This is a genomic window from Sphingopyxis sp. BSN-002 (genome assembly GCF_022024275.1).
GTDB lineage: Bacteria > Pseudomonadota > Alphaproteobacteria > Sphingomonadales > Sphingomonadaceae > Sphingopyxis.
In genome coordinates this window covers 2,163,852-2,189,603 of record NZ_CP091804.1, presented here as the reverse complement: position 1 = coordinate 2,189,603, position 25,752 = coordinate 2,163,852, and the positions used below count along the sequence as shown (strand labels likewise).

General features: G+C 67.1%; 24 protein-coding genes. 10 read left to right on the top strand and 14 right to left on the bottom strand.

Annotation, left to right across the window (positions count from 1 at the left end; translation table 11 throughout):
* Positions 1 to 42: 42 nt before the first annotated feature.
* From L7H23_RS10825 to hemC, 5 genes are read right to left on the bottom strand one after another with little or no spacing between them, the layout of a single operon-like run.
* Positions 43 to 1,161 (bottom strand): CaiB/BaiF CoA-transferase family protein, encoded by a 1,119-nt coding sequence (locus tag L7H23_RS10825; RefSeq protein ID WP_237835881.1) that lies wholly within the window; start codon positions 1,159 to 1,161, stop codon positions 43 to 45.
* 1 nt (position 1,162) lies between these two features.
* A complete protein-coding gene (locus L7H23_RS10820) occupies positions 1,163 to 2,365 on the bottom strand; it encodes an acyl-CoA dehydrogenase (protein ID WP_237835880.1) in 1,203 nt (400 codons plus the stop codon).
* Positions 2,366 to 2,400: 35 nt separating this feature from the next.
* On the bottom strand, positions 2,401 to 3,294 hold the full coding sequence (locus L7H23_RS10815) for a mitofilin family membrane protein (RefSeq protein WP_237835879.1): 894 nt from the start codon (positions 3,292 to 3,294) through the stop codon (positions 2,401 to 2,403).
* Positions 3,295 to 3,316: 22 nt separating this feature from the next.
* On the bottom strand, positions 3,317 to 4,000 hold the full coding sequence (locus L7H23_RS10810) for a uroporphyrinogen-III synthase (protein ID WP_237835878.1): 684 nt from the start codon (positions 3,998 to 4,000) through the stop codon (positions 3,317 to 3,319).
* Positions 3,997 to 4,950, bottom strand: coding sequence for a hydroxymethylbilane synthase (hemC, locus tag L7H23_RS10805; protein WP_237835877.1), 954 nt, complete (start codon positions 4,948 to 4,950; stop codon positions 3,997 to 3,999). The genes L7H23_RS10810 and hemC overlap by 4 nt, the downstream gene beginning before the upstream one ends.
* 62 nt (positions 4,951 to 5,012) lie before the next feature.
* On the opposite strand from hemC, the gene tsaD reads away from it, so the two are divergent.
* From tsaD to L7H23_RS10790, 3 genes are all read left to right on the top strand, one after another.
* On the top strand, positions 5,013 to 6,047 hold the full coding sequence (gene tsaD / locus L7H23_RS10800) for a tRNA (adenosine(37)-N6)-threonylcarbamoyltransferase complex transferase subunit TsaD (RefSeq protein WP_237835876.1): 1,035 nt from the start codon (positions 5,013 to 5,015) through the stop codon (positions 6,045 to 6,047).
* Positions 6,044 to 7,036, top strand: coding sequence for an NAD(P)H-dependent glycerol-3-phosphate dehydrogenase (locus L7H23_RS10795; protein WP_237835875.1), 993 nt, complete (start codon positions 6,044 to 6,046; stop codon positions 7,034 to 7,036). The genes tsaD and L7H23_RS10795 overlap by 4 nt, the downstream gene beginning before the upstream one ends.
* Before the next feature lie 100 nt (positions 7,037 to 7,136).
* Positions 7,137 to 8,645, top strand: a complete 1,509-nt coding sequence (locus L7H23_RS10790) for a lipopolysaccharide biosynthesis protein (RefSeq protein WP_237839217.1) — start codon at positions 7,137 to 7,139, stop codon at positions 8,643 to 8,645.
* Between the two features lie 4 nt (positions 8,646 to 8,649).
* Here the strand turns inward: L7H23_RS10790 and L7H23_RS10785 are convergent, their stop codons facing one another.
* Positions 8,650 to 9,648 (bottom strand): adenosine kinase, encoded by a 999-nt coding sequence (locus L7H23_RS10785; RefSeq protein ID WP_237835874.1) that lies wholly within the window; start codon positions 9,646 to 9,648, stop codon positions 8,650 to 8,652.
* Positions 9,649 to 9,760: 112 nt separating this feature from the next.
* Between L7H23_RS10785 and L7H23_RS10780 the strand changes: the two genes are divergently transcribed.
* Together L7H23_RS10780 and L7H23_RS10775 are read left to right on the top strand one after the other, a co-directional pair.
* The gene (locus L7H23_RS10780) at positions 9,761 to 10,441 is read left to right on the top strand and encodes an EI24 domain-containing protein (protein ID WP_237835873.1); all 681 of its coding nucleotides are present in this window, start codon (positions 9,761 to 9,763) and stop codon (positions 10,439 to 10,441) included.
* Positions 10,438 to 10,815, top strand: coding sequence for a hypothetical protein (locus L7H23_RS10775; protein WP_237835872.1), 378 nt, complete (start codon positions 10,438 to 10,440; stop codon positions 10,813 to 10,815). Before L7H23_RS10780 ends, L7H23_RS10775 begins: the two co-directional genes overlap by 4 nt.
* Before the next feature lie 2 nt (positions 10,816 to 10,817).
* Here L7H23_RS10775 and queG read toward each other — a convergent pair whose 3' ends face one another.
* Positions 10,818 to 11,870: a tRNA epoxyqueuosine(34) reductase QueG gene (gene queG, locus L7H23_RS10770; RefSeq protein ID WP_237835871.1), complete on the bottom strand. Its 1,053-nt coding sequence runs from the start codon at positions 11,868 to 11,870 to the stop codon at positions 10,818 to 10,820.
* 67 nt (positions 11,871 to 11,937) lie between these two features.
* Between queG and L7H23_RS10765 the strand changes: the two genes are divergently transcribed.
* The 5 genes from L7H23_RS10765 to L7H23_RS10745 all read left to right on the top strand — a co-directional run bounded on the left by L7H23_RS10765 (position 11,938) and on the right by L7H23_RS10745 (position 16,507).
* Positions 11,938 to 12,888 carry an ATP-binding cassette domain-containing protein gene (locus tag L7H23_RS10765; protein ID WP_237835870.1) on the top strand — a complete coding sequence of 317 codons (951 nt, stop codon included), beginning with the start codon at positions 11,938 to 11,940 and terminating at the stop codon, positions 12,886 to 12,888.
* Positions 12,885 to 14,171: an ABC transporter permease gene (locus L7H23_RS10760; RefSeq protein ID WP_237835869.1), complete on the top strand. Its 1,287-nt coding sequence runs from the start codon at positions 12,885 to 12,887 to the stop codon at positions 14,169 to 14,171. The genes L7H23_RS10765 and L7H23_RS10760 overlap by 4 nt, the downstream gene beginning before the upstream one ends.
* A gap of 69 nt (positions 14,172 to 14,240) precedes the next feature.
* On the top strand, positions 14,241 to 15,497 hold the full coding sequence (locus L7H23_RS10755; RefSeq protein ID WP_237835868.1) for a cytochrome P450: 1,257 nt from the start codon (positions 14,241 to 14,243) through the stop codon (positions 15,495 to 15,497).
* 55 nt (positions 15,498 to 15,552) lie between these two features.
* On the top strand, positions 15,553 to 16,041 hold the full coding sequence (gene msrB, locus L7H23_RS10750; protein ID WP_237835867.1) for a peptide-methionine (R)-S-oxide reductase MsrB: 489 nt from the start codon (positions 15,553 to 15,555) through the stop codon (positions 16,039 to 16,041).
* Positions 16,042 to 16,135: 94 nt separating this feature from the next.
* Positions 16,136 to 16,507 carry a hypothetical protein gene (locus L7H23_RS10745; protein ID WP_237835866.1) on the top strand — a complete coding sequence of 124 codons (372 nt, stop codon included), beginning with the start codon at positions 16,136 to 16,138 and terminating at the stop codon, positions 16,505 to 16,507.
* 346 nt (positions 16,508 to 16,853) lie between these two features.
* On the opposite strand, the gene L7H23_RS10740 is transcribed toward L7H23_RS10745, so the two are convergent.
* The 7 genes from L7H23_RS10740 to mnmG form a co-directional block, all read right to left on the bottom strand.
* On the bottom strand, positions 16,854 to 19,625 hold the full coding sequence (locus L7H23_RS10740) for a carboxypeptidase regulatory-like domain-containing protein (protein WP_237835865.1): 2,772 nt from the start codon (positions 19,623 to 19,625) through the stop codon (positions 16,854 to 16,856).
* A 32-nt stretch (positions 19,626 to 19,657) separates the two neighbouring features.
* Positions 19,658 to 20,446: a molecular chaperone gene (locus L7H23_RS10735; RefSeq protein ID WP_237835864.1), complete on the bottom strand. Its 789-nt coding sequence runs from the start codon at positions 20,444 to 20,446 to the stop codon at positions 19,658 to 19,660.
* Positions 20,447 to 20,717: 271 nt separating this feature from the next.
* Positions 20,718 to 21,212, bottom strand: coding sequence for a DUF4402 domain-containing protein (locus L7H23_RS10730; RefSeq protein ID WP_237835863.1), 495 nt, complete (start codon positions 21,210 to 21,212; stop codon positions 20,718 to 20,720).
* A gap of 287 nt (positions 21,213 to 21,499) precedes the next feature.
* The gene (locus tag L7H23_RS10725; protein ID WP_237835862.1) at positions 21,500 to 22,450 is read right to left on the bottom strand and encodes a ParB/RepB/Spo0J family partition protein; all 951 of its coding nucleotides are present in this window, start codon (positions 22,448 to 22,450) and stop codon (positions 21,500 to 21,502) included.
* Complete coding sequence (locus L7H23_RS10720; protein ID WP_237835861.1) at positions 22,451 to 23,233, bottom strand: AAA family ATPase; 783 nt, start codon at positions 23,231 to 23,233, stop codon at positions 22,451 to 22,453.
* Positions 23,230 to 23,883, bottom strand: a complete 654-nt coding sequence (rsmG, locus tag L7H23_RS10715) for a 16S rRNA (guanine(527)-N(7))-methyltransferase RsmG (RefSeq protein ID WP_237835860.1) — start codon at positions 23,881 to 23,883, stop codon at positions 23,230 to 23,232. The genes L7H23_RS10720 and rsmG overlap by 4 nt, the downstream gene beginning before the upstream one ends.
* Entirely contained in the window at positions 23,880 to 25,751 is a 1,872-nt protein-coding gene (gene mnmG, locus L7H23_RS10710) for a tRNA uridine-5-carboxymethylaminomethyl(34) synthesis enzyme MnmG (RefSeq protein WP_237835859.1), read from the bottom strand. Before mnmG ends, rsmG begins: the two co-directional genes overlap by 4 nt.
* Position 25,752 lies beyond the last annotated feature (1 nt).

The window sequence follows — 25,752 nt, the reverse complement described above, 5'->3', positions numbered from 1 at the left end:
AAAATAAGGGGGAAAGGGGCGCCCGCTGCGGCGCCCCTTTTTCTATGTGCCGAGCGGCGGGGCCCCGGCGGCCGCAACCATACGCTCGCCATCGATGACGATCGGGCTTGCGACGCCATCGATCGATGCTCCGTCGGGGCGAAAGCGCATCCCGCGCGCCACCACCTGCGGATCGGCGAATACCTGGGCAAGGTCGTTGATCGGACCCGCGGGCACACCCTCCGCCTCGAGCGCCAGCGAGAGCGGTTGCGCGTCCCACGCCGCGATCTTCGCCGCAAGCAACGGGATCAGTGCGGTGCGATTCGCCAGCCGTGCGGCATTGTTCACGAAGCGCGGGTCGTCGGCCCATTCGGGAACGCCCAATATGGCGCAGAGCTTGCGATACTGGCCGTCATTCCCGACCGCGATCACCAATTGGCCGTCGGCGGTCGCAAAGACCTGATAGGGCACGACATTGACATGCGCATTGCCCATCCGCTTCGGCACCACCCCGCTCGCGAGGTAATTGGCGGCCTGGTTCGCCAGCACTGCGACCTGGCTGTCGAGCAATGCCATGTCGATATGCGCGCCGGATCCGGTGACGTCACGACGTCGCAGCGCCGCAAGGATCGCGACCGCCGAATACATGCCGGTGAATATGTCCGCATAGGCGATCCCCGCCTTCTGCGGCGCCCCGTCGGGCTCGCCGGTCAGCGACATGAAGCCGCTCATCGCCTGCACGATATAATCGTAACCCGCGCGGTGCGCATAGGGCCCGGTCTGACCGAACCCGGTGATCGAACAGACAACGAGCTGCGGGAAATCGGCGCGGAGCCGCGCCGGATCGAGGCCGTATTTGGCGAGCCCGCCGACCTTGTAGTTCTCGATGACGACGTCGGCCCCGGCCAGCAACGCACGAACCTCGGCCTGCCCCTCCGGACTCGCGATATCGACTGCAACGCTGTGCTTGCCGCGGTTGCAGCTGTGATAATAGGCCGCACCCAGATTGTCGCCGTCGGGGCCGGCGACGAAGGGCGGACCCCATTCGCGCGTGTCGTCGCCCGGACCCGGCCGCTCGACCTTCACGACCTCCGCGCCAAGGTCGGCGAGCAATTGCCCGCACCATGGCCCTGCGAGCACGCGCGCCAGTTCGACGACGCGCAGTCCCTCCAGCGGCTTCATCTCAGAAGAAGGCAGGAATGCCGGTGATCGCACGACCCAGGATCAGCGCATGGACGTCGTGCGTTCCCTCATAGGTGTTCACCGTCTCGAGGTTCACAGCGTGACGAATGACGTGATAATCGGCCGAAATCCCGTTGCCGCCATGCATATCGCGCGCGACGCGGGCGATATCGAGCGCCTTGCCGCAATTGTTGCGCTTCAGGAGGCTGATCGCGTCAGGCACCAGCCGCCCTTCGTCGATCAGTCGGCCGACGCGTAGCGCGGTCTGCAGGCCCATCGAAATTTCGGTGAGCATGTTGGCGAGTTTCAGCTGGACGATCTGGTTCGCCGCGAGCGGGCGCCCGAACTGCTTGCGCTCGAGGGTGTAATTGCGCGCCGCTTCATAGCAGAATTCGGCCGCACCCATCGCGCCCCAGCCGATGCCGTAACGCGCGCGGTTGAGACAGCCGAACGGGCCCTTGAGGCCCGAAACATGGGGCAGCAGCGCATCCTCGCCAACTTCCACGCCGTCCATCACGATCTCGCCGGTGATCGAGGCGCGCAGGGATACCTTGCCTTCGATCTTCGGGGCGGAAAGACCCTTCATCCCCTTTTCGAGGATGAAGCCGCGGATCGCGCCGTCGTGCGCGTCGGATTTCGCCCAGACGACGAAGACGTCGGCGATCGGCGAATTGGTGATCCACATCTTCGCGCCCTTCAGGCGATAGCCGCCTTCGATCTTCTCGGCGCGCGTGCGCATGCTGCCGGGGTCGCTTCCCGCGTCGGGCTCCGTCAGGCCGAAACAGCCGACGAGTTCGCCCGATGTGAGGCCGGGCAGATATTTCCGCTTCTGCTCCTCGCTGCCATAGGCGTTGATCGGATGGATCACGAGCGAGCTCTGGACCGAACAGGCCGAGCGGTACCCCGAATCGATCCGTTCGACCTCGCGTGCGATCAGGCCATAGCTGACGTAGCTCAGCCCCGCGCCGCCATATTCGGGATCGATCGTCGCGCCGAGCAGGCCGAGCTGTCCCATCTCCGACATGATCTCGCGGTCGAAACGTTCCTCAAGAAACGCCGAGGTCACGCGCGGCAGCAGCTCGCCTTCAGCATAGGCGCGCGCGGCGCCCTGGATCATCCGCTCTTCGTCGCTCAGCTGGTCGGCGAGCTGGAGGGGATCGAACGGGTCGAGCGATTCGATGCGCTGCGGATCGGCGAGGGCCATGGGTCGGCTTTCTTCAGGCGCGACCCGAGAGGCCGCTAGGGGGTCGTGACGGCCGGTTTGCGGGCCATTGCGACGGCGGTTCCGTCGCGCGGCTCCAATATCGCCGCGGTCTCGATCAGGTCAAGCGCGCGCCGCGCCTCGTGATAGCGGCGCGCCTCGATCAGCCACTCGCTTGCGGCTGCGGCACCGGGCATCGCCTGCACCTCGGCGATCGCCTTGTCGGCCATCCCGCCCGCGAGATAGCGACGCGCGCGTTCGAGCCGTTCGGTCGCGCGCGGCGACTGGGTGCCTGCGGGGCGTACGACGAACAATTCGCCGAGCTCGCGGCGCAGCCCCGTCCACAGGCTGCCATTGTCGCCGCTGCGCCCGACGAGTTCGGGCGCGATCGCGTCGAGTTCGGTGCGCAGTTGCTCGAGCGTCACCGGCTCGCGCGAGGTTTCGATGATCGTCTTCACCGCATTCGGCTGGTCGTCGCCGAAGCGCAGGCGCAATTGCGCCTCCAGATAGCCGAGCGACAGCCCGCGATCGAGCGCGCGGCGTACCGCAAACGCCACAAGCAGCCCTTCGGCGCGCGATGCGTTGCCCGACGCCGATTCGGCCTGGAGTGTGATCCGCGACAGCCGTTGTTCGAGTTCGGCGACGCGCGCGCCGAGCGCATCGGCGCCAACCGGAATCGCCGGTTCGGCCGCGGGATCGGCCGCCGCCACCGGCCCCAGTGCCGCAAGCCGGCCATCCGGCGCGGGGCTGTCGGTGACGGTCGTTTCCGTTTTCGGATCGGCCGCGAGCCAGCGACTCATCGCCCATCCGCCGCCGACCACGCCCGCAAGCAGCAGAACCATCGCGGCAATGAAAAGAGCCCTGAAGGACAGTCGCTTAACCGGTACCGCGCCGTCCGCGGGCGCGGACGTGTCGATGCTGTCGATAGCCATGTGTTTCTTTCGAACGACCCTGTTATTCGCCCTTTTGGCACAAATTATGCGCCGCTGCCAACATTGCGGCGTCGTCGGACTGTGCCGCGATGGCAATTTGTCCCCAGCCTTCGCCAGCCCCGGCTGCCGCTGCGGCGCTGATCGCAACGAGCGACAGATGCGCCCGCGCACTCCCGACGAGTTCGGCAATGCGTGCCGCGCCACGCGCCGAATGCGCGAGCAGCACCGCGGGTTCGGCGATCGCCTCGCTCCAGCCGGGCGGCGGATCGACGGGATCGACCGCATAGACCGGCAAGGACGTCAATTGGGCGTTGCGGGCGTCGAAAGCCGACCGGTCGCGTCCGCAAAGCCACAGAATATGATCGATATCTTGCGACGCCATGGCGTCGAGCAGCGACTGCCCGTCGCCGGGTCCGGTCATGACGACGGCAAGCCCCGCTGCCTCGGCCGCCGCAGCGGTCGCGGGTCCGACGGTATAGACGGGAAGGCCCGCCAGGTTGGCGAGACCCGGCCCCGCGAGCCGCACCGCCTGCGCGCTTGTCAGCAACAGCGCGTCGAAACCATCCGCCGGAACAGCCCAGTCGAGCGGCCGCGCCGCAAACAGCGGAAGATGTCGTGCGTCGAGACCCAGCGCCTTTGCTCGCTCGACCGTCGCCGCGCCGCCCGGATCGGCCCGCGTCACGATCAGCGGCAGGCCCTGTTTCATACGGTGAAAAGCCGTCGTACGGCTTCCGGAGCCTCGCCAAGCAACCGGTCGGCGAGCGCTGCGGCATCGCCCTCGCCCGCGATCAGCGCATGCCCCGCGACATGCTCGGCGCCGTCCTCCGAATAGATTTCGGCGTCGAGCCGCAGCGATCCGTCCTCGCGCCAATGCGCATGCGCCGCCACCGGCGAGCGGCAATCGCCGCCAAGCGCCGCGAGCAGCGCCCGTTCGGCCGCCACCGCACGATGCGTCGGCGCATGATCGATCGCCTTCAGCAGCGCGAAGGTCGCGGCGTCGTCGGCGCGGCACTCGATCCCGATCGCCCCTTGCGACGCCGCGGGAAGCAGCAGGTCGATCGCTTGCCCGCTGCCGACGTCCTGCATTCCCAGACGATCGAGCCCCGCCGCCGCAAGCAGGGTTGCATCGACATCACCTGCTTCGAGCTTTGCCAGCCGTGTCTGGACGTTTCCGCGCAGCAGCGTCGTGACCAGATCGGGCCGCAGCCGTTTCACCTGCGCCGCGCGCCGCGGGCTGCTCGTACCGAGCCGCGCGCCGTGGGGCAGGTCGACGACACTTGCCGCCTCGACGTCATTCCTTACCACCAGCCGGTCGCGCGGATCGGCCCGTTCGAGCATCGCGCCGAGCGCAAAGCGCGCATCGCGGACCGTCTCGACGTCCTTCAGGCTGTGGACCGCGATGTCGATGTCGCCCGCATCAAGCGCGGCGTCGAGTTCGCGCGTCCACAGCGCCTTGCCGCCAACCTCGGCGAGCGCGCGATCCTGGATCCGGTCGCCTGTTGCGGTCATCGGCACGATTTCGAGCGCGCCGGGCGCCAGCGCGTGCGCTTTGACCAGCGCCGCCGCCGCCATATTCGCCTGTGCAAGCGCCAGCGGCGAGGCGCGCGTACCTATGCGAAGCGGTCGGGCGGTTGTCGGGAGCAGAATCGAAGCCATATTCACGCGCTAGCCTCACTTGCCCTGCCTGCAAAGGGGCGGGTAAAGGGACGCGCAACAATATGACTCTGATCCTCGGCCTTGAATCAAGCTGCGACGAAACCGCGGCAGCGCTTGTCGACAGCGAACGGCGCATCCTCGCGCACCGCGTCGCGGGACAAGAGGCCGAGCACCAACCCTATGGCGGGGTCGTCCCCGAAATCGCCGCGCGCGCACATGTCGAGCGCCTTGCGCCGCTCGTCGAAGGCGTTCTGGCCGACGCGGGCGTCACTCTCGCCGATGTCGACGCGATCGCCGCGACCGCCGGCCCCGGCCTGATCGGCGGGGTAATGGTGGGGCTCGTCACCGGCAAGGCACTCGCGCACGCGGCGGGCAAGCCGCTCGTTGCGGTCAATCATCTCGAAGGTCATGCCTTGAGCCCGCGGCTCTCCGACGCCGCACTCGAGTTTCCCTATCTCCTGCTGCTCGTCTCGGGCGGGCATTGCCAGCTTCTGCTCGTCGAGGGCGTCGGTGCCTATCGCCGCCTCGCGACCACGATCGACGATGCCGCAGGCGAGGCCTTCGACAAGACCGCAAAGCTGCTTGGCCTCGGCTATCCGGGCGGCCCGGCGGTCGAGCGTGCCGCCAAGGACGGCAATCCCAAGGCGGTGCCGCTCCCGCGCCCGCTCGTCGGCAGCACCGAACCGCATTTCTCCTTCGCGGGGCTCAAGAGCGCGGTGGCGCGGGCCGCGGCATCGGGCGAGTATCGCGTCCCCGATCTTGCCGCCTCCTTCCAGCAGGCCGTCGTCGACTGTCTCGTCGACCGCAGCCGGATTGCGCTCGCCGCCTCTCCGCAAGCAACCGCCTTTGTCGTTGCGGGCGGGGTTGCGGCGAACGGCGCGATCCGCGCGGCGCTCACCGACCTTGCCGCCCGCTTCGACAAGCGCTTCGTCGCACCGCCGCTCTGGCTTTGCACCGACAATGGCGCGATGATCGCGTGGGCAGGCGCCGAACGCTTCGCCGCGGGGCTCACCGATCCGCTCGACACCGCAGCACGTCCGCGCTGGCCGCTCGACCCCGAGGCCGAGGCTGTGCGTGGCGCCGGAGTGAAAGCATGACGTCATACTCGAATTTCGGTGTCATCGGCGGTGGCGCCTGGGGCACTGCGCTCGCGCAGATGCTCGCCGCCGAGCGCGCGCCGGTACGCCTGTGGGCGCGCGAGGACGCGGTCGTTGCCGCGATCAACACCGAGCATCGCAATCCGCTGTTCCTACCGAACGCAGCCCTCTCTCCTTCGCTTGCAGCGACGAGCGATCTTGCCGATCTCGCACCCTGCGATGCCTTGCTGGTCGTCGTCCCCGTGCCGTTCCTGCGCGCCGTGCTGACCGATCTGCCCGCGGGCGACGCGCCGCTGATCTTTTGCAGCAAGGGCATGGAGGCCGACAGTTTCGCCTTCCCCATCGACATTGCAAAGGATGTAAGCCCGCATCGGCCGCTGGCCGTCCTGTCGGGCCCGACCTTTGCCCACGAAGTCGCCGCCGGCCTCCCTACCGCGATCACGCTCGCCGCCGCCGATGCCGCGACCGCCGAGGCGATCGCCGGGTCGCTCGCGCGCCCGCATTTCCGCCCCTATGCATCGACCGACATGATCGGCGCCGAGATCGGCGGTGCGGTGAAAAATATCCTCGCGATCGCGTGCGGTATCGTCGAAGGCGCCGGGCTGGGACTCAACGCGCGCGCCGCGCTGATCAGCCGCGGCTTCGCCGAAATGACGCGTTTCGGCCTGTCGCGCGGCGCGCAGCCCGAAACGCTGGCGGGTCTCGCGGGCCTCGGCGACCTCGTCCTCACCTGCACCTCGTCGAACTCGCGCAACTTCGCGCTCGGCCAGGGCCTCGGGCGCGGCGAGGATGCGGCAAAGCTGATGGCCGACCGCCGCACCGTCGCCGAAGGTGCTTTCAGCGCGCCAGTGATCGCCGCTGCGGCGCGCGCCGACGGCATCGATATGCCGATCACCGACGCCGTCGCGCGCCTCGTTGCGGGCGAAATTCGCGCGGGCGAGGCGATTCAGGCTCTGCTCAGCCGCCCGCTCAGACCAGAGGGCCGATGATCAGCTGCAAAGAATTGCCTGCCTCCCTTCCCCGCGCTAAATTGACCGGCGGGGAAACGATGAAGGGGCGCGAGGCTTGAGCCAGACCGACAGCGCGACTGTGCGCAGCCCCGACTCCGCCGAGCCTGCGCTAGCCGACGCGGACACTGCCGCGCTTGCCAAGGGCGGCCGCACCAATTTCTTCGGCTTCATCCTGCGTCTCGTCGCGCGCCTGCCCTTCCTCTATTTCGCCGGCCGCTGGTACGGCCCCGAAGCGGTCGGCCGCTTCGCCTTTGCGGTCCTCGTCATCGAGCTCGTCGCACAGCTCGCGACGCTGGGCCTCAAGCGCGGCCTCGCCGAACAGCTGAGCGCACCCGACGCGGACCAGCGCACCGTGGTGTGGGACGGCATGTTCGTCGCCTTTCTCGCCTCGGCGCTGGGGTCGGTCCTGCTCCTCCTGCTGCCACAGCTTATGTTCCCGGCCGGCGATATCGACGGCACCGATCGCTGGATGGCCTTCCTGATCTTCGCGATTGCCGGAACCGACGTCGCGCTCGCGGCCTGCGCCTACCGCTTCGACGTCGGCACGACGGTGCGCGCCCGCGCAGTCGTCGAGCCGTGGGTGATCAGTATCGCCGCCGCGGGCTTTTTCTACGTCTCGAAGCGCGACGGGCTGATGCTTTCCTATGCCGCCGCGATGATCGGCGCCTTCCTGACCGCGCTCGTCCCGATGATCCGCCATTATGGCGGGCCGCGCGGCTGGCGTCCGCATCCCGCGCATCTGATCATGGTTGCGCGCCGCAACGCGCCGCTCGCCGCCGCCGATGCGATCGAGTGGGGGACGCGGCGGCTCGATCTCTTCATCCTCGGCCAGTTCACCTCGCCGAGCATCTACGGCATCTATTATATGGCGCAGCAGGTCGCCTCGCTGCCGCAGAAGCTGAAGACCAGTTTCGAGCCGATTCTGGGACCGGTGATCACGCGCAATCTGGCCGAGAACAAGCTTGCCGCGGTCGCGGCCCAGGTCAGCCAGGTCGGCTTCTGGATCATCGCCGCGCAGGCCGGCATCGCGCTTGCGCTCGGCATTCCGGGCGAGGCGGTCATGGGCCTCGTCGGCCCGCAGTTCGTCAGCGGCACCGGCGCGCTCGCCTTCCTGCTCGCGGCCGAGGTTGTCGCCGCGACCGCGGTCGTCAGCGAAGCCGCTCTCGTCTATGTCGCGCGCCACCGCAACCTGCTGATCAGCCTCGCGACGCTGGGGTTGCAGGCGATCCTCAGCGTCGCGCTGATTCTCCTCGCGCGGTCGTGGGGCCTCGATCCCATCTATTATGCCGTGGCGGTGGCGCTCGCGCTGATGCTTGCGCTCGGCTTTGCCTCGGTCGCCAAGGCGCGGCTGCTCTCGCGCGTGCTGAAAGCGCCGGTGAACAGCCTGCGCTGGGCGCTCATCTGGGCCACCGCGGGCGCGGCCGTACTGGGATATGGCGCGACACAGCTACCCGAATGGGCAGAGCTGCTGATCGGTGTGCCGCTGATTCTGGCGATCTATGCCTGGCTGATCTGGACGCGCGGCTTCGGCCCCGCCGACCGGGCGCTGTTCAAGAAGCACCCGGAACCGGCGGCGGGAACCGCTTAGCCGCTCAGCCGAGGCGTTCGGCGACCTTCGCCTTGAGGTCGGTCTGCGCGCGCGGGCCGACCTGCGCGATGATCTCGCGTGCGCAAACCGCACCCATCGTCAGGCAATCCCCGATCGGACGGCCTTGGGCGAGGCCCGAAAGGAATCCGGCCGCGAACAGGTCGCCCGCACCGGTGGTGTCGACGACCGTCTCGATCGGCTCGGCACCGACCGACGTCCGCTCGCCGCCCTGCAGCGCAATCGCGCCATCCGATCCGCGCGTGACGACCAGCAGCGGCACCTGCGGTGCGATCTTCGCGACCGCAGCCTCGAAATCTTCGGTCTCGGCGAGCGCGCAGATCTCGACCTCGTTCGCGAAGAGGATGTCGAACAGGCCTTCGGCGATCAGCTTGCGGAAATCGGCACCGTGGCGGTCGATGATGAAGGCGTCCGACAGCGTGAACGCGACCTTGCGCCCCGCGCCGCGCGACACGTCGATCGCGCGGCGCATTGCGGCGCGCGAAAGCTCGGGATCCCACAGATAGCCTTCGAGATAGAGGATCTCGCTGTCGGCGATCCATGCTTCGTCGATCATCGCCTGCTCGAGCAGGTGGCTCGCGCCAAGGAAGGTGTTCATCGTGCGCTGGCCGTCGGGGGTCACGAGGATCAGGCAGCGAGCGGTCGGCGCGCCTTCCTTGAGTGCGGGGGTCTCATAGGCAACGCCGAGCGCGCGCAAATCGTGGGTGAAGACATGACCGAGCTGGTCGTCGGCGACCTGGCCAATGAAGGCGCAGCGTTCGCCAAGCGCCGCCATGCCCGCGAGCGTGTTCGCCGCCGAACCGCCCGAAACCTCGACCGCCGGCCCCATCGCCGCATAAAGCCGCTCGGCCTCTTCGCCGTCGATCAGGCGCATCGACCCCTTGGTCAGGCCTTCGGCCTCGATCAGCGCATCGTCCGCGCGGGCAAGAACGTCGACGATCGCATTGCCGATGGCGACAACGTCGAAACGGGCGGTGGAAGCCATGAAAAATCCTGTGCTGTAAGGGAAAAAGCTGCGCGCGCCTTTAGTGGGGTGCGCGCGTCAAGGCAAGCGCGGCCGCTTGACGTTCGGGCCGCGCCCGCGCAACGCTGTGCACATGACACGCGCCGCGCATGCTTTTCTGCTTGCTCTCAGGGACTTGCCGAACCCCCGCGTGCTGCGCGTGCTTGTGCAGAGCCTGCTTCTGACCCTGCTGATCTTCACCGCCACAGGCGCCGCGCTCTACTATGGGGCGCGATGGGCGCTCGAGCACTGGCGCTGGCTCGACGGGGTCGAACTCGACATGGCGGGGGTATTGATCCTGCTCGTTCTGATCGCCGGCAGCTGGCTTCTCTTCCGCGCGGTCGCGATCGTCGTCGTCGGCCTGTTCGCCGATGCGATCGTCGCCGACGTCGAGGAACGTCACTATCCCGACGCCGCGGCGCGTGCGGTCGATGTCGGCTGGCGCCAGAATATCGGTCTCGCGCTAGCCTCGCTCGCCCGCCTGATCGGCGGCAATCTGGTTGCGCTGCCGGTCTATCTGATCCTGCTCGTCACCGGCATCGGCACGCCGATCTTCGCGCTGTTCGTCAACGCGCTGCTTCTCGGCCGCGATCTCGAGGCGATGGTGCTCGCGCGGCACCCCGACCGGCCGCGCTTCGACCGGCCTGCCCGCTGGTCGCTCGGCCTGCTGTCCGCCGCAAGCTTTGTGGTACCCGTCGCCAATCTGTTGGCCCCGATCCTGAGCGCCGCTATGGCCGTCCATCTTTTGCACCTGCGGGACGGGGACCGGTCATGAAAATCAATGCGCTGCTGGGCCTCGCGGCCGCCACCCTGCTGCTTGCGGGCTGTGCCGGGCCGGCGGTTCCGCGCCCGAGCCAGCCCGCCGCGCCGCCGCCAAAGCCGCTTTCGACCCCGCCGCGCATCGTCCAGAACAACAGTCTCGTCGGCCAGCACGCCAATGCTGCGCTCTCGATCTTCGGCAAGCCGCGGCTCGACATCGCCGAGGGCGCCGGCCGCAAGCTGCAGTTCACCGGAACCGCGTGCATCCTCGACATCTATTATTATGCGCCAAAGGCCGGTGCGGAGCCGATCGCGACGCATGTCGACGCGCGCACTCCCGACGGCCGTGATGCCAATATCGACAGTTGCGTGAACGCGCTCCGGCGCTGACGTCATAGCGCCAGTTCGGCGAGCGCCCATTCCGCAGCCTCGGCAACCATGGGCGATTCATCCGTCGTCAGCGCCTCAAGCCGCATGCGAAACCGTCGATCGCCGCTGTTTCCGGCGGCAATCGCGGCATTGCGCACCATCCGGTTGCGCCCGATCCGCTTGATCGGCGACCCCGCGAACACCTGACGGAAGCCCGCGTCGTCCAGCGCCAGCAGGTCGGCGAGCGACGGCGCGACCAGCTCGGCGCGCGGCAGGAAGGCCTTGTGCCGCGCCGCGGTGTCGGCAAATTTGTTCCATGGGCACACCGACAGGCAATCGTCGCAGCCATAGATGCGGTTGCCGAGCCCGCGGCGCAGCTCGAGCGCGATCGGCCCGTCATGCTCGATCGTGAGGTACGAGATGCAGCGCCGCGCATCGAGCCGGTACGGCGCCGGAAAGGCGTCCGTCGGACACGCATCCTGACACGCCGAACAACTCCCGCACGTATCGCGCCCGGGCGTCGCCGGGGCCAGATCGAGCGTCGTGTAGATCGCGCCCAGGAACAACCAGCTGCCATGCTCGCGGCTGACGAGATTGGTGTGCTTGCCTTGCCAGCCGAGCCCGGCCGCCGCCGACAACGGCTTTTCCATCACCGGCGCGGTGTCGACGAACACCTTGACCTCGGCGTCCTTCACTTCGGCGACCAGCCAGCGTGCGACGGCTTTCAGCGCTTTCTTCACGACGTCATGATAGTCGGCGCCCTGCGCATAGACCGAGATGCGGCCGCGCTCGGGAACCTCCGCGAGCGCCAGCGGATCGACATCGGGCGCATAGCTCATGCCGAGCGCGATCACCGATTTCACCTCGGGCCACAGCCCCTGCGGCGAGCCGCGCTGCCCGGCGCGGCTTTCCATCCAGATCATGTCGCCGTGCCGCCCCTCGGCGAGCCACTGGTTCAGCCGCGCCGCGCTCTCGGGCGCCGCATCGGCGCGCGCGATCCCGAACGCGACGAAGCCGTGGTCGCGCGCGACATCGGCGAGTCTTTGTTCGAGCGAGGGCAAGGCTTCGGCAACCATTCGCGCTCTATACGGCATGGACTCTCCCGTGCCATAGTCGCGCGAAATCTTGTTCAGGGACCAGCAGTTGACCGAACTCGCCGTCGAGGCCACCGGCCTCACCAAATATTTCGAGGCCTTTCAGGCGGTCGACCATGTGACCCTGAAAGTCCCCGCGGGCAGCATCTATGGCGTCCTCGGCCCCAATGGCGCGGGCAAGACGACCAGCCTGCGCATGACGCTCGGCATCATCGACCCCGACGAGGGCACCAGCCGCCTGCTCGGCGGCCACAAACCTCAATCGGTACGGCACCGCATCGGTTACCTCCCCGAGGAACGCGGCCTTTATCCCGGCATGAAGGCGCGCGAGGCGACCGCCTTCATGGGCGCGCTCCGCGGGCTCGACTGGAGCGAGGGCCGCCGCCGCGCCGCGACCTTCATGACCGAACTCGGCCTCGAACGCGTGATCGACGAAAAGATCCGCAAGATGTCGAAGGGCATGGCGCAGATGGTCCAGCTGATCGGCTCGATCGTCCACGCCCCCGACCTCATCGTCCTCGACGAGCCCTTCTCGGGTCTTGACCCCGTCAATCAGGAGCGGCTCGAGATGCTCGTCCGCCGCGAGCGCGACCGCGGCGCGACGATTCTCTTTTCGACCCACGTCATGGCGCACGCCGAGCGCCTCTGCGACCGGCTCGCGATCATCGCACGATCGCAGCGACGCTTCGAAGGCACCGTCGACGAGGCGCGCGCGCTGCTGCCGATGCAGGTCCGCTACACGCCTCGCGATAGCAGCGATGCCGTTGCGGCCCTGCTGCCCGACGGCGCCGAGCGCAAGGGCGAGGCCTGGCATTTCGCGATCGAGGAGGGCGACGTCGAGCCTCTGCTCGCGCGCATTACCGCAAGCGGGCATGGCGTCGCGGGTCTGTCGATCGCGCGCCCGGCGCTCCACGACGCCTTCGTCCATATCGTGCGCCAGGTCGACGCAGGTTTCGACGCCGCCCCCGACACCGACGCAGTCGAGGAGGCCGCGGCATGAACGCTTTCCTGAAAAATATGCTCGTCATCGCGCGCCGCGACTTCCTTGCGATCGTCGCGACCCCGACCTTCCTCCTCTTCCTGCTCGCACCGCTGTTCATGGTCGGAATGGGCGCGGTCGGCGGGCTCGGCGCGTCGCAGCTTGCCGACAGCGCGCGCGGGAAGGGCCGCATCGTCGCGATCGTCGACGCGGCCGACGTCGATCCGCTGCGTCAGGCCGACGCGCGGCTGCGCGGCGCGCTGTCGGGAAGCGAGCGCCCGCTGATGCTCGACGTACGCACGGCAGGCCCCGGCGCCCCCGATCCGCTCGTCATCGCGCGCGAGAAGGGCAGCGACACCTATGCCGTGCTCAGCGGTCCACTCGCCGCGCCGCGCATCATCGAGCGCAACGAAGGCAGCACCTCGGGCCGTTATCTCGCGCTGCTCGCCGCCGATGTGCTCCGCGACCGCGCCGCCGGGCCGGTCGCGCCCGTCGAGCCGCGCTTCGAGGCGATCACCAGCGGCGGCACCAGCATCGCCGCACAACAATCGCTCGGCTTCGGCGCGGTCTTCGCGATCTTCCTGATGACCTTGCTCCTCGCCGGCCAGACGGTCAGCTCGATGGCCGAGGAAAAGGGCAACAAGGTCATCGAGATCCTCGCCGCCGCGGTCCCGCTCGAAAGCGTCTTTCTCGGCAAATTGCTCGGGATGCTCGGCGTCGCCGTGCTCTTCATCGCCTTCTGGAGCCTGATCGCGATCGGCGGCGGCTTCGTCGCCGCGACGCAGATCGATCCGGCCGCCGCCGCTGCGGCGGGCAAATCCGCCGCGGCGCTCGCCGTAGCGCCGGCCAGCGGCTGGGCTTTCTTCGTCGGAATTTCGGTCTGCTATTTCGTGATGGCTTTCCTGCTGCTCGGCGCCGTCTTCCTCGGCATCGGCGCACAGGCGAGCACGGTGCGCGAGATCCAGATGCTCAGCCTGCCGATCACCATCTTCCAGGTCGGCATGTTCAGCCTCTCGGCCGCCGCCGCGAGCGCGCCAGACAGCGGCCTTGCCCGCTTCGCGCAGATCTTTCCCTTCTCGTCACCCTTCGCAATGGCGGCGCGCGCGGCGACCGACGCGACGCACAGCGTTCATCTGCTTGCGCTCGGCTGGCAGGCGATCTGGGTCGCCGCCGTCGTCTATCTGTCGGTGCGCCTCTTCCGCGCCGGGGTGCTCAGCAGCGGCAGCAGCTGGAAATTCTGGAAACGCACGCGTCCGGTCGCGGCGGCCGCCGCAGCTGCAGCGGAGACCGCCTCGCATCATTGACAAAGCTGTAAATAGTGGCATTCTGCAACTGAATCGGCCGCGCCAGACGGCCGCGCAGAGGAGCAGCCCATGGCCACCCAAGTCCGCGTCGAACCCGTCACTCCCCATCCGCTCGATGTCAGCCGCGCCGATATGTGGCGCGAGGACAAGTGGCAGGAACCGATGCGCCAGCTGCGTTCCGAATCGCCGATCTATTATTGCGAGGATTCGAAGTTCGGCCCCTATTGGTCGGTGACCACCTACAAGCCAATCCAGCATATCGAGGCGCTGCCCAAAATTTTCTCGTCCAGCTGGGAATATGGCGGGATCACCGTCGCCGGCGACGGAGTCGAATTCCTCAAGGAGGGCGAGATTCCGATGCCGATGTTCATCGCGATGGATCCGCCGCAACACACCGCGCAGCGCCGCACCGTCGCCCCCGCCTTCGGCCCCTCCGAAATCGAGCGCATGCGCGCCGACACCGTCGCGCGCACCGCGGCGCTGATCGACACGCTGCCCGTGGGCCAGCCCTTCGACTGGGTCGAAAAGCTATCGATCGAGCTGACGACCGACATGCTTGCGATCCTCTTCGATTTCCCGTGGGAAGATCGCCACAATCTCACCCGCTGGTCCGACGCGCTCGGCGATATCGAAAGCTTCGACACCACCGAACTGCGCCAGGCGCGCACCGCGACCGCCTTCGAGATGGGCGCGGCGTTCAAGGAACTCTGGGATCACAAGGCGAAGAATCCCGGCAAGCACGACCTCATCTCGATCATGCTCCAGTCCGACGCGATGAGCCACATGAGCGAGCATGAGTTCATGGGGAACCTGATCCTGCTCATCGTCGGCGGCAACGATACGACGCGCAACTCGATGTCGGCCTATGCCTATGGCCTCCATTGTTTCCCCGAAGAGCGCGCGAAGCTCGAGGCGAACCACGATCCCGAACTCGCGGTCAACGCGATGCACGAGATCATCCGCTGGCAGACCCCGCTCGCGCACATGCGCCGCACCGCGATGGAAGATACCGAGCTGTTCGGCCACCAGATCAAAAAGCGCGACAAACTCGCGCTCTGGTATGCCTCGGCGAACCGCGACGAGGAGATTTTCCCCGACGGCGACCGGATCATCGTCGACCGCGAGAATGCGCGCCGCCACCTGTCCTTCGGCTATGGCATCCACCGCTGCGTCGGTGCGCGCGTCGCCGAACTGCAGCTCACGACCTTGATCTCCGAAATGCAGAAGCGCCGCCTGCGCGTGAACGTCCTGTCGGAACCCGATCGCGTCAACGCCAGCTTCGTCCATGGCTATCGCCATATGCAGGTCGAACTCGAGAAATATTGACCTTCGCTGTAACCGGGCGCAGTTCGGGCGCGTATTTCGGGTAAGGAGTCCCGATATGATCGAACGCCGCCATATATTGTCCGGTCTCGCGCTCGGCGGAGCCATCATCGCCGCGCCGATGCTGTTCGCCAAGCCCGGCAAGCGCCCGAAGGGCGAGGCCGGCTGGCAACTCACCGACGCCGAATGGCAGAAGCGCCTGACCCCGACGCAGTTTCGCGTCCTGCGCGAAGCCGCGACCGAACGCCCATTCACCAGCCCGCTCAACAAGGAGCATCGCGCCGGCACCTTCCTCTGCGCCGCCTGCGCGCTGCCGCTCTATTCGAGCAAGACCAAGTTCGACAGCGGCACCGGCTGGCCGAGCTTCTGGGCGCCTCTGAAGGGCGCGATCGCGACCTCGACCGATTACGAGATCGGCGTCGCGCGCACCGAGGTGCATTGCAAACGCTGCGGCGGCCACCTCGGCCATGTCTTCGACGACGGGCCGAAGCCGACGGGCAAGCGCTATTGCATGAACGGCGTCGCGCTGCGCTTTCAGCCCGCATAATATCCGGGGTCCGGAAGCGACCTGAGCACGGCATTGCCGCGCGGCGCGTTTTCGTCGATGACGAGCCATGGCTACTATACGGATATTGTGCCTCTTGCTCGTCGCGTCGACGCAGATTCCGTCCGCCGTGGCGCATATCGTCGATGATGGGCCCTTTTTCATAAGATACGGCCCGGACAGTAGCGAAGAAGACCGCGCCCGCGTCGTCGCTATTATTGCCGACGCGGTGAAGCAGACGCCGAACGGCGCAGTTTATCTTTGTTCGACGGAATCGTCCGGCGGGCTGGTACAGCATGCCGTGGCGGCCGCCCGAAAATCCTTGCTCGGCAGCGGCATCACGGATGATCGCATCCATGTTGGCGCAGCTTGCGCTGACGTCGCAGCGACGAATGGAACCAAAGACGCGGTGTTTGCAGCTATTGGACCGCGTGGATGGTTGCAGAGCATCTACAGTGGCAACAAGTAAACCTGCCTTCCTCAAGAACAACACGCCATTGGCGAGCAACAATGCCAACGACCGGAGGCGTGCGATAGCGGGCGTCGGCCTTTTGCTGCAGCTTGATAAAATAACGCGTACTCGGGTCTCGCTTCTCGCGCTTATGCTTATCTTGTCGGGGTGCGCCTCAAGCGGCACCGGGCGCTTTCTGCTTATTACAGAAAGCCACGATGGGCCGATAATCTGGCATAGGTTTTCATCGGAGGCTGATTGCGAGGAGGCGAGGAAGGATAGTACTCCTGACGTTTCCCTGCATTGCGTGGCGTCGTCGGAGTCGCAAGTTAATCGCTAACGTCCGCTTTCTACGCCAAAGCCACTATGGCTGGCCGCCAGTATCTCCCGGCGGCCCCCGCGCGCTGGTTCCGTCTTCAACGCCTGCCTCGGTAGCCGCTGCATTGCGCTGCAGCGGTTTCAGCTTCACCGTGCCCAGCTTGACCCGCGGCATCGCTTTCCCGGGCACCGCGCTCAGCACGAGCCCGGCGTCGAGCCGCAGCGCAGCAGCCGACGCCTTCGTCATCCGCACCGTATAGCGCCCGTAAGCCACGCTTTCGAAAAGGAAATAGCCGTCGAACTCGGTCAGCGTCGTAGCGCGCACGCGGCCTTCGGCGTCGACGAGCTCGAGGCTTAGTCCTTCGACCGGATTGCCTCCGTCGCGCATGACGACGCCCTCGATCTCGCCCGCCTGCGTCATCGGCAACGCAACCCTCGTTGCGACGCCGGGGCGCGGAGTGACGACCACCCCGGGCAGCGCCGGCTGAACATAGGGGTCGGGCAGGCTGCCCGCGTCGATCCCGATCATCACCGGGCGGAAGGGCTCGAGCCCGTCGATCATCGCCTGCCCGCCCTTGTCGGTCGCCGCGTCGATGAAGGCATTGCCCGCGGTCAGCGGCACGCCTGCGACCGCCGCCTCGCCGGGTTGGCGAATCCCGTCGCCATTGTCGTCCATGAAGACGTCGGCGATCACCTGTCCGCGCCCGCCAAGCTTCTCGCTCGACATCCGCCAGCCGCCGCCCGCAGGATTGGGTCCGAAGCTGAAGGCGAGCGACAGCGACGCCGCCACCGAACCGTCAGTCGCGGCCTCGCCATAGGCCGAAAGCTGCAGCTTGTTGAAACGGCGCGTATAACCCAGACCCGCGCGGCCGCGGGCCAGCCCCTTGTCATAGCCGAGCTCGGCGCGCCATTCGGCGTCGCCCTTGCCGCTCCACTCGCCGATCACCGCCATGCGCGTGTCGGCGCTCGCGCCCGACAGCACGAAGCGCGCCTCGCCACGCAGGCGGACGCGTCCGATCCGGGCATTGGCGAGCAAGGTCGCGGTCACATCGTCGGGTGGATCGGGACCGACGGGAACCTTCGTCTTCGTCCAGTCGAGCTGGCCGGTGAAGGTCAGCGCGCGGAAACTCAGCGACGCGCGGCCCGTCGCCTGCAGGTTCGAGACCCCCGACAATCGGTCGATCTTCGACAGGTCGAAATGGAGCGGGACGACCGTCCGGCCGAACTTTACCGACTGGTCGACCGACAGCGAATAGAGCCCGTCGATCTTGCCGACGAAGCGATCCGAGACGAAGCCGCCCCAGCCGCGCATCGCATCGGCGCGAACATTGGTGTCGCCGAACGCGGCGAGCCAGCTCATCCGCGCCGCGGCGGCGCCATCGTCGGCATAGCTGCCGGCTATCTCGAGCAACGACGGCCCGATCGAGCGGCGCAGCGCGAGCTCGCCATAATTGCGGCGAACATTCTCGATCATCAGGCTGTGAAAATAGGCCGCGATCGAGGTCCGCGTATTCAGCCCGCGCTCGATCCCCGCGGTTCCGCGCCAGCCGCGCCGGAATGCCCCGCCCTTCCGCGCGAATTCGATCAGGTCGGTGTCTTCCTGCGCGACGCCCGCCCAGTACCAGGTCTGCTGCGGCGGGATCGAGTCGATCCCGACCTGCAGCTGCCTGATTTCGCGCCGGATCTGGCCCTGCGGACCGTACATCACGATCTCGAAGCGGTTCGAGCCATATTGCAGCGGCACGTCGAGAAATTCGTAGCGGCCGTCGGCATTGGGCGCGGTGAAGGCAAGCAATTGCCCGTTGCGATAGAGTTCGGCGTCCCAACCGGCGGGCAGATCGCCGCGAAAGCTTGTCTTGTCGAAGCTGTCAGGACGCTCCACCGGGCGATTGGTCAGCACCGCGCCGCGCCCCGGCACCGACTGCGCAACGAGCCCCGTCGACAGCAGGCTGACGTCGCCCACCGCATAATGCGTCGCCCTGAGCGGTCCGAGCAGCCGTCCCTCGGGATCGGTGCGATAGAGCCGCATCCGCAAGCTGTCGGGAACGCCTTGGTCATCCGACGACAGCCGCGCGTCGAAACTCTGTCCGACCACCTCGCCCGCCGCGAAGACCTCGTAGCGCGCCTGGCTGTACGATCCGCCCTTCCTGTCCGACACGAACCCCGCCGAGGCGACGACATCGACCGAGGGCGTCGCCCACGCCTGATAGGGCCGCGTCGCCTGCGGCAGGCTTGCAAGGTCGAACGACGCCTGCGGGCGGATCCCCGCCGCGCGCGCGCGGCGTTCGGCGGCGAGCTGGAAGGGCAGCTTTTCCTTCGCATCGATGCGCAGCACCGCGTTCGACAGGTCGGCGGCGATCGGCACGCCGAGCCACGTATTGAGGCTGTCGAGATCGACGCACCAGCCCGCGGGCACGTCGCGGATCGTCGTCGCGCCGAGCCTGTAGCTGGCACTTCCGATCCGCACCTCGCCTGCCTCGCGGTCGATCAGCAGCGTCCGCCGCTCGTCGAACACCCAGCCGGTTGCGCGGCGCAACTTCTTGTCGACGCGCACCGCGAGGTCGAGCGCGAGCACCATGTCGCCAAGATCGACGCAGATTCCCTGTGGCGTCTGATAACCGCGCACCCCGTCGCCGAGCCGGTATTGCCCCGAACGCAGGTCGAACAGCCAGCGATCGTCCTCGTTCGGCGTCCAGCTATCGGCGGAGACGGAAACCGGCGTTTTATCAACGGCATGGGCGCCGGTCGGGATCATCCCGGCCAGCGCCAGCCCGGCGGCGAGCGCCGGAAAATATCGGGAAAGCGCCGCGCGGAGCATCGGCCCGCTCGCGGTTCCGGCCTTGCCCTACCCTATTTCACGACCCTGTCGGCCTGGTCGATCGTGCCGCCGCCGACTTCGCGGTCCTCGGTGTAGCGGATCTGCACCGGGCCTTTGAGCTTCGCCGCGAGTTCGGGGGGCACGCGCAGCGACACCTTGCGCGCGCCGACCTCGGGATAGACCGCAATGCCGCGCGCGAGCAGCAACGGCTCGGCGACCCCGGGCCGCGTCACTTCGATATCGCCATAGACCGAGCGATTGCCGGTGCGCGCGAGGTCGAATTCGAACGCCGGACCGTCCTTCGTCTCGCCGACCCACGCATCGCCGATCGTCGCTTTCGCGCCAAGATCGCCGACGCGCACGATGATCGGGATGGTGATGCCATAAATCGGGGTGAGCGCGATCGACACGCCCGTCGGCGCGGGTTTCGAAGGGTCAACGGCGACGGCAGGCGCCGCGTCGGGCACCGCGCGAAAGAGCATATGCGCGCGATATTCGCCGGGTCCGAGCCCTTCGGGGATACGTACCCCGACGCGGATCACCTGCGGCTGGTTCGGCGGCAGCGTCACGCGGCGAGGGCTGAAGGCAATCATGTCGAGCGCGGCGCGCTCGGCGGGCGTCGTATTGGCCTCATCGATCTCGTCGAGCCCGCCCTCGGGCGTCATCCGCTTGATTTCGAGGCTGATACGATAGGTCGCCGGTTCAGCGCCGATATTGTTCAGCACTACCTCAGTCCCACGCGATCCGTCGAGAATGACGCGCGTCGGCGCGACGAGCAGGTCGCCGGCCGCGAGAGCCGGAGAAGCGGCCACAGAGAGCATAGCCGCAGAAAACAGGCCAAAAGCCTTCACAAAGCGCAACATCGATACGATCCCCACAATCGTTCGGGCACGGTCCCCACCGGTCCCCATTGGTTGGTCGATCCCTGTTGCGCCATCATGGTTGATATTTTGCTAACCATGACGGGAGGCTCTCCTCGCAACACCGACCGCAAGGCGCAAACAAAAAGGGCCGCCGAGGCTGGTACCCGGCGACCCTTTTTGTGGCGGGCAAGCTAAAGCTTGCCGCACCCCCCACCTGAAAGATCAGGACTTACTGATAGTTTGCGGTGACCGTGAAGGTCCCCGAATAGTTGCCGGCAGCCTGGTTGGCACCGACGTTCAGCGTGCCGCCGACCGAGAAGGTGCCGCCCGACGCGCCGAGCGTGACGGTCGGGGCCGAGTAGGTCAGACCCGCGGTCATGCTGTTCGAACCCGAGGTCAGGCTGACCGTCGACGGGCCGCTGATGCCGACGAGCGCGCCGCTCGTGCCGGCAATGTTGAAGCCGGCAGCGGTCGTGGTGCCGATGCAGGTCAGGCCCGTGCCGCAGCTGGCGGCGCCGGCGGTCGAAACCGCAACGGTCGAGGCGGCGGTACCGCTGACGATCGTGCCGAAGTCGAGGTCGCTCGTGTTGGTGAGCGTGATCTGCTGAAGGATACGAGCCTTCGCAGTGGCCGTGGCCGTCGCCGCATGCGCCGCCGAGGCGTTCATGGCGAGGGCAGCGATCGCGGCGCCGACGATGGCGCGCTTCATTCCAAACTTGCGCATATGATTTGGTCCCTTGAAGTCGTCGAAACTCGAATGGAAATCCCACCCCATTCGCCGACCCCTTTAGCGGGACATCCGTTCAGGCTTTGCCCAACAACCATGGTTAACAGCGCATATACGTTTGGCCCGCGTTGCAGGGTGCAAGCGAGCAAAAACATGGCCTTAGGCCGCAGTTTGGCAAGTCGTGGGGACCGCCTATGGCCTGTTAACGGCCCGCGGCGGGACAAATTAAGGGGGCGGATGAAAAAGATTCGCTCGAACGACGCGAGAGCTTTTTCGAATCGTGCCTAGATCGATTCGCCGCTGAGGCGCTGGCAGATCATGTCGAGCTGGTCGAGCGAGGCGAATTTGAGCGTCAGCGCGCCCTTGCCACCGCCGGCATATTGAATCGCGACGCCGATGCCGAGCAGCTCGGAGAGATGGCGTTCGACCGCCATAATATCGGGGTCGCGTCCGCTACCCCCTGCCGATTCGACCGCGGGTTTGCGCCCACCGCCCTTTTCGGCGCGCACCAGCGCCTCGACTGCACGCACCGACAGGCCGTCCTTGACGACCTTGCGCGCGATCGCCTCGGCGCCGTCGACGCCAATCAGCGCGCGGGCATGCCCCATCGACAGCGAACCATCACCGACGAGCCCCTGCACGCCCTGCGGCAGGTCGAGCAAGCGCATCAGATTTGCGACATGGCTGCGCGATTTGCCGACGAGCTTTGCCAGCTCCTCCTGGCTATGTCCGAAATCGTCGATCAGCCGGCGATACGCGCCCGCTTCCTCGATCGCGTTCAGGTCCTGCCGCTGGATATTCTCGACGAGCGCGATCTCGTAAGTCGCGGCATCGTCGAGGTCGCGCACGAGCGCGGGAATCTGGTGCAGCCCCGCGCGCTGCGCCGCGCGCCAGCGCCGCTCGCCCGCGACGAGCTGATAGCCCTGCCCGTCGGGCGCGCGCCGGACGATGATCGGCTGCAACAACCCGCGCGCGCCGATCGAATCGGCGAGTTCGGCGATCGCCGCCTCGTCGAAATGGCGTCGCGGCTGGTTCGGCAGCGGGCGAATCGAGCCCGTCGATACATGCTGTACCGCCTCGCCCGAGGCGGGGGCCGTTTTGGCCGCCGTACCGGGAGCCGCCAGCACGGGCGCCTCGACCGCGGCATCGCCGAACAGCGCGTTCAGTCCGCGCCCCAGACCCGACGGCCGTTTGCGCGGCGCCGATCCGGTATTTTCTTTTTCATTATCAGACATTTAAGCTGCCTTGCGGATATCGGGAAGCCGGTCGATCAGCTCGCGCGCGAGCGCGATATAGGCGGCCGATCCGGCGCAGCGATGATCATAGATCAGCGCCGGCAGCCCGTGGCTCGGCGCTTCGGACAGACGAACGTTCCGCGGAATCACCGTCTGGAACACCACCGGGCCCAGCACCTCGCGCACATCGTCCGACACCTGGTCGGTCAGCCGGTTGCGGCGGTCGAACATCGTCAGCGCAACGCCAAGGATCGAAAGCTTCTGGTTGAAACGCCCGCGCACGCGCTCGACCGTCGTCAAGAGCTGGCTCAGCCCCTCGAGCGCGAAGAATTCGCACTGCAGCGGTACGATCAGCGATTCGGCCGCAATCAGCGCATTGAGCGTCAGCATGCCCAGCGACGGCGGGCAATCGATCAAGCAGATGTCCCACTGCCCGGCCTCGGCGCCGGTCAGCGCCTGTTCGAGCCGGTGAAGTCGGTCGGCGAATTCGATCAGTTCGATCTCGGCGCCCGACAGGTCGACGGTCGCCGGCACGATGTCGAGCCGCGGCACCGCGGTATGCACAGCGCATTCGGCAACCGTTGCCTCCGCGCGAAGCAGGTCATAGCTCGAAAATTCGCGCTGCGACTGCGCGATCCCCAATCCTGTCGAGGCGTTGCCCTGCGGATCGAGGTCGATAATCAGTGTGCGCCAGCCGGTCGCCGCGAGCGCGGTCGCCAGATTGATCGCGGTCGTCGTCTTGCCGACCCCGCCCTTCTGGTTCGCCACGGCGATACGGATCATCGCTTTCCTCGCTGTTTTACGCCGATCTGGCCGATACCCACCAGAATCTGGCTATCGGTGTCGGTGCGGCTCTGTTCCACGTGAAACATTCTCTGCCACGCCTCCGGAAGCAACGCCAGTTCCTTAACCGCGTTTCGCCCTTTTGGCAGCAACCAGCGCGTCGATTCGGTGGAAAAACGGGTGGATAAGCTGATCAACTTGTCGAGTGGCGCAAAGGCGCGCGCGCTTATGGTTGATGATGGCCGCGTTGACACGCGTTCGAGCGGCGCCTCCGCGACTTCGACGTGCCGCAGATCGAGCTCAGTCGCGACCGCGCGCAAAAAGTCGCACCGCCGCTTGCGCGATTCGACGAGCAGCATCTGTCGCTCACTCAGGATCGCGACGACCAGCCCCGGCAATCCCGGCCCGCTTCCCAGGTCGATCCACAGTCCGTTGCGCTCAGGATCGAGCGCCAGCAGCTGCGCGCTATCGGCAATGTGCCGCACCCAAAGCGTCGGGATGGTCGAGGCTGCGATCAGGTTCTGCAGCTCATTCTCGGCAACCAGCATCGCCGCAAATCGCTCGAGCCGCGCCCATTGTCCCGCGGTCGGCGCGAAGGACTCGCCGATCCAGGTGCGGGCTGCCTCTTCGCTTTCCAGTAAAATGCTCACGCCGCACGCCGCCGACTATGCACCATGATCGCCGTCAGCGCCGCCGGCGTTACGCCATCGATCCGCGCCGCCTGCCCCAACGTCTCGGGCCGGGCCTTCGTCAGCCGTTCGACCATCTCGCGCGACAGCCCGCCGATCGCGGCATAATCGAGCGCCGGATCGAGCCCGATCGCCTCGTTTGCCGCAAGCGAACGCAGTTCAGCCTCTTGCCGCGCGATATAGGGCGCGTAATGCTCATCCTCGGCCAGCTCGGACAGGATCGCATCGTCGATGCCATCGAGTTCGGGCGCGAGTCGCTTCAGCGTGCCGATCGTCACCCCCGGAAAGCGCAGCAATTCGACACGCTTGCGTTGGGCACCATCGCCCGGGATCGCCATGCCGATTGCGGCATAGTCGGTGCTCGCAACGGGTGCGTCGAGCAGCGCTGCCGCCTTGGCTCGCTCCGCCTGCCGCTTCTCGAACAACGCCGCCGTTACCGGCCGCACCAGCCCGAGCGCGATCCCTTTCGGCGTTAGCCGCGTTGCCGCATTGTCGGCGCGCAGGCGGAGACGATATTCGGCGCGCGCGGTGAGCATCCTGTACGGCTCGGTCACCCCCTGCAGCACCAGATCGTCGACCATCACCCCGATATAGGATTCGCTGCGATCAAGGATCATCGGCTCGCGGCCCTGCACCGCCAGTGCGGCGTTGGCCCCGGCAACCAGCCCCTGCGCCGCCGCCTCTTCATAGCCGGTCGTGCCGTTGATCTGCCCCGCGCACCACAGCCCGGTGATCGCGCGCACCTGCAACGTCCGGTCGAGTGCGCGCGGATCGATATGATCATATTCGACCGCATAGCCCGGTACGGTCATCTCGACCGTTTCGAGCCCCTCCATCGTCCGCAGCATCGCAAGCTGGACGTCCGCGGGTAGCGAGGTCGATATCCCGTTCGGATAGACCAAGTTCGAATCGAGCCCCTCGGGTTCGAGAAAAACCTGATGCCCGTCGCGGTCGGCGAAGCGGTGAATCTTGTCCTCGATCGACGGGCAATAGCGCGGCCCCGCGGCGCCGATCGCGCCGGTGAACAAGGGCGATCGGTCGAGGTTCGCTGCGATGATCGCGTGGCTTTCGGCGTTCGTGCGCGTGATCGCGCAAAAAATCTGCGGCACCGTCCGCTTGTTGTTCCACGTGGAACAGGTCCATTCGGCGCCGGCTACACTGTCGGACGGCTGCTCCTCAAGCCGCGCCCAGTCGATCGTCCGCCCGTCGAGCCGCGGCGGCGTCCCGGTCTTGAGCCGCGCCATCGGCAGATCGGCGGCGCGGAGCTGCTCGGCGAGCCGATTCGCGCCGGCCTCGCCGATGCGTCCGCCCTCCATCCGCTCCTCGCCGCGAAACAGCTTTCCGCCAAGAAAGGTACCTGTCGCCAGCACGACGGCCCCCGCCGTCAGCGCGGTGCCGTCGCCAAGTTCGAGGCCTTCGACGCGAGCGCCGTCGGCCGACAGCTTCAAGGCCGCGGCCTCGCCCGCAACCACCGTGATGCGCTCTTCGGCCGCGAGCAGCGCCTGGATCGCATCGCGATACAGCTTGCGGTCGGCCTGGATGCGCGGCCCCTGCACCGCCGCGCCCTTCGATGCGTTGAGCATCCGGTAGTGGATCGCAGCGCTGTCGGCGGCGGGCGCCATCCAGCCGTCGAGCGCATCGACCTCGCGCATCAGATGGCCTTTGCCGAGCCCCCCGATCGCGGGGTTGCACGACATGGTTCCGATCAACGCGGGGTCGAAACTGACGAGCGCAACACGCGCACCGAGACGCGCCGCGGCCGCGGCGGCCTCGGTCCCGGCATGCCCACCGCCGACGACGATGACATCGAATATTGCTTCACTCTGCATG